A 4,047-nucleotide genomic window follows, 5' to 3' on the forward strand; every position below is an offset into this window, starting at 1 on the left:
ACGGAGGAAACGCCTCCAGCTGGCGGGCGAGGCGGTCGCGCAGCAGTTGCCCGTCGGGGCAGACAAGAAAGGAAAAACCGGGACGAGTGGTGCTCATGATCCCATCATAGCGGTAAAAGTTTATGGGGGGAAGAGTTATGGGGAAGGGGAGTCCTTTGCGTCCTCCCCTTCCCCATCATATTCCCGGCCCATGATCGGCGGCCGTCGGCAGGCTTGTTCTGCATGCCGTCGGCGTGGCTGCGCCCTCGAAAAGGGGCTTTTGCGCCGCCGTCAGAGCGATCTCAAAATAAAACTGCTCTAGAGCAGATTAATGTTAAAATATAAATTATTTCAATGTGTTCATTCAGCAAAAAATGCGATTTCCGGCTGAATCCATGCCACGTTGTGGCGCGCTGCACTTTCGCGCAGCGTTAGAGCATTTACATTTTTTCAAAGTTAAAACGCCCTAGTTGGCGACGATGTTGACCAGCTTGCCCGGAACCACCACCACTTTACGGATGGTAAGCCCGGCCGTGTGGCGCTGCACCGAACTGTCTGCCAGGGCTGCCTCTTCCATAGCGGCCTTGTCGGCCCCGGCGGGAATCGCCACCGTACCGCGCAGCTTGCCGTTGACCTGAAGAGCCACGGTGACCGTATCCTGGGCCGTGGCGTCCTTATCCCACTGGGGCCAAGGCTCGTCGGACAGGGATGCAGCATGGCCGAGGCGGCTCCACAATTCTTCGCAGACGTGTGGAATTATGGGAGAAAGCAGGGTGATGACCGTGGCCGTGGCAGAAGAGAACACCCGCCTGTCGCCCTCGGTCGACCCCATTTTTTCACGTGCAATGTACATGGTGTTGACCAGTTCCATCACAGCGGCAATGGCCGTGTTGAACTGGAAGCGGTCGCCCATGTCTTCTCCGGCCTTTTTGACGGCCAGGTGTTCACGGCGGCGCAGGTCTCGCGCTTCGGGACTTTGGGCATCCTGGGCAGTGGACGTGCAGGCTTTAAGCGGCAGCAGGCGGTCCTGTTCTTCTACAAAAAGCCGCCACACGCGGTTGATGAAGCGCGAAGCTCCTTCAATGCCCGAGTCAGACCAGTCGAAGTCCCGCTCGGCAGGGGCGGCAAACAGGCAGAAAAGGCGCACGGTGTCTGCGCCGTATTTTTTGATCATTGCTGTGGGGTCAACCACGTTGCCCTTGGATTTTGACATCTTGCCGCCGTCTTTGAGCACCATGCCCTGGGTGAGCAGGTTGCTGAAAGGCTCGGAAAGCTCGGGCGGGAAGAATCCCATGTCGCGCAGCACCTTGGTGAAAAAGCGGGAATAGAGCAGGTGCAGAATGGCATGCTCCACGCCGCCGATGTACTGGTCAACAGGCAGCCAGTACTTCACCGCGTCCATAGCAAAGGGCGTTTCGGCGTCACGGGCGCTGGCAAAGCGCGCGAAGTACCATGAGGACTCCACAAACGTGTCCATAGTATCTGTTTCGCGCCGGGCCGGGCCGCCACACTGGGGGCAGGCGCACTGGGCGAAAGAGGGCGTATCGGCCAGCGGGGACCGACCGTCGCTGCGGGTTTTTACATCCAGCGGCAGCAGCACGGGCAGGTTTTCTTCCTTTTCCGGCACAGCACCGCACTTGTCGCAATAAATTACGGGGATAGGCGCGCCCCAATAGCGCTGGCGCGAGATGTTCCAGTCGCGCAGGCGGAACTGGGTAGTGGCTTTGCCCTTGCCGTCTTTTTCAAGGCTCTGGGCCACGGCTTTTTTGCCGTCTTCGTTGGGCATGCCGTCAAACTGGCCGGAATGGACCATGACGCCCTGGCCGGTATATGCCTCGGTCATGGCTTCAGGCGCAAGTTCCTGCCCTTCGGGGCAGATGACCACCTGCACGGGCAGGTCGTATTTACGTGCAAATTCAAAGTCGCGCTGGTCGTGAGCGGGAACGCCCATAACCGCGCCCGTGCCGTAGTCGGCCAGAACAAAATTGCCGAGCCACAGGGGAACGCGCTGACCCGTAAAGGGATGGAGCGCGTACGCACCGGTGAAGATGCCTTCTTTTTCCAGCAGGTCAGACTGGCGGTCCAGGCGGTCCATGTTGCGGATGCGCTCCACAAAGGCCCTGACCTCATCGGCTTTTTCGTAGCCCTGGATGAGGTGTTCCACCAGAGGATGCTCCGGGGCCAGGGTCATGAAGGTAACGCCGAAGACCGTGTCGGGTCTGGTGGTAAAGACATCAATGCCTTTTACGCCTTCCACGTTTTTTTCCAGACCAAAGGTGATGGATGCGCCGGTGGATCTGCCTATCCAGTTGCGCTGCATGGCGATGACGCGCTCGGGCCAGCCGCCCTCAAGCGTGCCGAGGTCGCGCAGCAGTTCGTCGCCGTAGGCCGTGATCTTGAGAAACCACTGGGTGAGGTCCTTTTGCACAACGCGGCTGTCGCAGCGCCAGCACAGGCCGTCAATGACCTGTTCATTGGCAAGCACCGTGTGGCAGGAGGGGCACCAGTTCTGCGGGGCCTTTTTGCGGTAGACGAGCCCTTTTTTCAGCAGGCGCAGAAAGAACATCTGCTCCCACTGGTAATATTCGGGGCGGCAGGTGGCGATTTCACGCGACCAGTCATAGGAATACCCCAGGCGCTTCAGTTGCGCGCGCATGGTGCGGATGTTGGCATACGTCCACTCCGCGGGATGGGTATTGTTTTTGATGGCCGCGTTTTCCGCAGGCAGGCCGAAGGCGTCCCAACCCATGGGATGCAGCACGTTATAACCCTGCATGCGTTTGCTGCGCGCCACCACGTCGCCTATGGAGTAGTTGCGCACATGGCCCATGTGTATGTTGCCCGAAGGGTAGGGGAACATTTCGAGCACATAATATTTGGGCTTGTTGCTTTCGTGGCTGCAGGCAAAGGCGTTTTCTGCCTGCCAGCGGGACTGCCATTTTTCTTCAATTGCTTGCGGATTGTAACGTTCTTGCGTCATGGGGCATACCGGTTCAGATAGAAGGATTGGAGGATGCGGCGCAGCGTTGCAGCTCGCCGTTTTCCAGAGCCTTGGCAACAGCGTCGAGAATGCCGTTGATGAAGTTCTTGGCATTGCCTTCGCCAAACTGGCGGCTCAGCTCCAGGGCTTCATTGATAGCCACCTTGGGCGGCACATCATTGCGAAAAACAAGCTCATACGCAGCCAGCCGCAGCAGGGTCAGCTCAACCCGGCCCATGCGGTCCACGCGCCAGTTGTGCGAAAAACGGCTGATGGTCTCGTCCAGAGCGGCGCTGTTGCTCCACACCCCTTCCACGAGTTCCCAGGAAAAGCCGCAGGCTTGCACAGGAACGCCGCTTTCCTCACTGCGCGCCAGATTGTCCGGCGACATGCGAAAGCTGCGGCGCAACTCTTCAAGGGAGCGGGCCGGCGTAAAAGAGAGACCGTACAGAACCTGAAAAGCCATCTCACGCTCACCGCGCCTGGTGGCATTTTTGCCTTTAGCCATGAGTTTACAACTGCTCCATGACGCGGATGGTTTCCAGCATGGCGGCAGCGGCTTCCACGCCCTTGTTGCCGGCCTTGGAACCTGCGCGCTCAATGGCCTGCTCGATATTGTCGCAGGTCAGCAGGCCAAAACCAACGGGCATGTTGTGCTGCAGCATGGCATGGGCAATGCCTTTGCTGGCTTCGGCGCACACATAGTCAAAATGGGGGGTTCCGCCGCGAATGACGGCGCCCAGGGCCAGAATGCCGTCATACTTGCCGGAAGCGGCCAGCTTCTGGCAGACAAGGGGCATCTCGAAAGCGCCGGGGATGCGCACCACCGTCACGTTTTCCATATCCAGGCCGTGACGCTCCAGGTAGTCGAGCGCGCCGCCCACCAGGCGGTCGACAATAAAGTCGTTAAAGCGGGTAGCCACAACGGCCACCTTGAGGCCCTTGGCGTCCAGTTGGCCCGCAATGGTTTTCACAGTGCTCATGGCGACTCCTCGGCGCAGTGATGCGCCCTGTTCCTTAAGTGATATATGGGTTCTAAAAACGTCATGCTGGCACGGCCGCAACCGCGCCCGGCGAATTCCGCCCGA

At 59.1% G+C, this 4,047-nt stretch carries 3 protein-coding genes; all 3 read right to left on the minus strand.

The window, feature by feature from the left end; genetic code table 11:
- Positions 1–445 precede the first annotated feature (445 nt).
- The 3 genes from leuS to ribH are packed head-to-tail and all read right to left on the minus strand — an operon-like array spanning position 446 to position 3,942.
- Positions 446–2,959: a leucine--tRNA ligase gene (gene leuS, locus V6C07_RS12730; RefSeq protein ID WP_333536846.1), complete on the minus strand. Its 2,514-nt coding sequence runs from the start codon at positions 2,957–2,959 to the stop codon at positions 446–448.
- A 13-nt stretch (positions 2,960–2,972) separates the two neighbouring features.
- Entirely contained in the window at positions 2,973–3,467 is a 495-nt protein-coding gene (gene nusB / locus V6C07_RS12735) for a transcription antitermination factor NusB (protein WP_333536848.1), read from the minus strand.
- Between the two features lie 4 nt (positions 3,468–3,471).
- Positions 3,472–3,942: a 6,7-dimethyl-8-ribityllumazine synthase gene (ribH, locus tag V6C07_RS12740; RefSeq protein WP_333536849.1), complete on the minus strand. Its 471-nt coding sequence runs from the start codon at positions 3,940–3,942 to the stop codon at positions 3,472–3,474.
- Between the last annotated feature and the right edge of the window lie 105 nt (positions 3,943–4,047).

Source organism: Desulfovibrio sp. 1214_IL3152 (assembly GCF_036763055.1).
Classification (GTDB): domain Bacteria; phylum Desulfobacterota; class Desulfovibrionia; order Desulfovibrionales; family Desulfovibrionaceae; genus Desulfovibrio.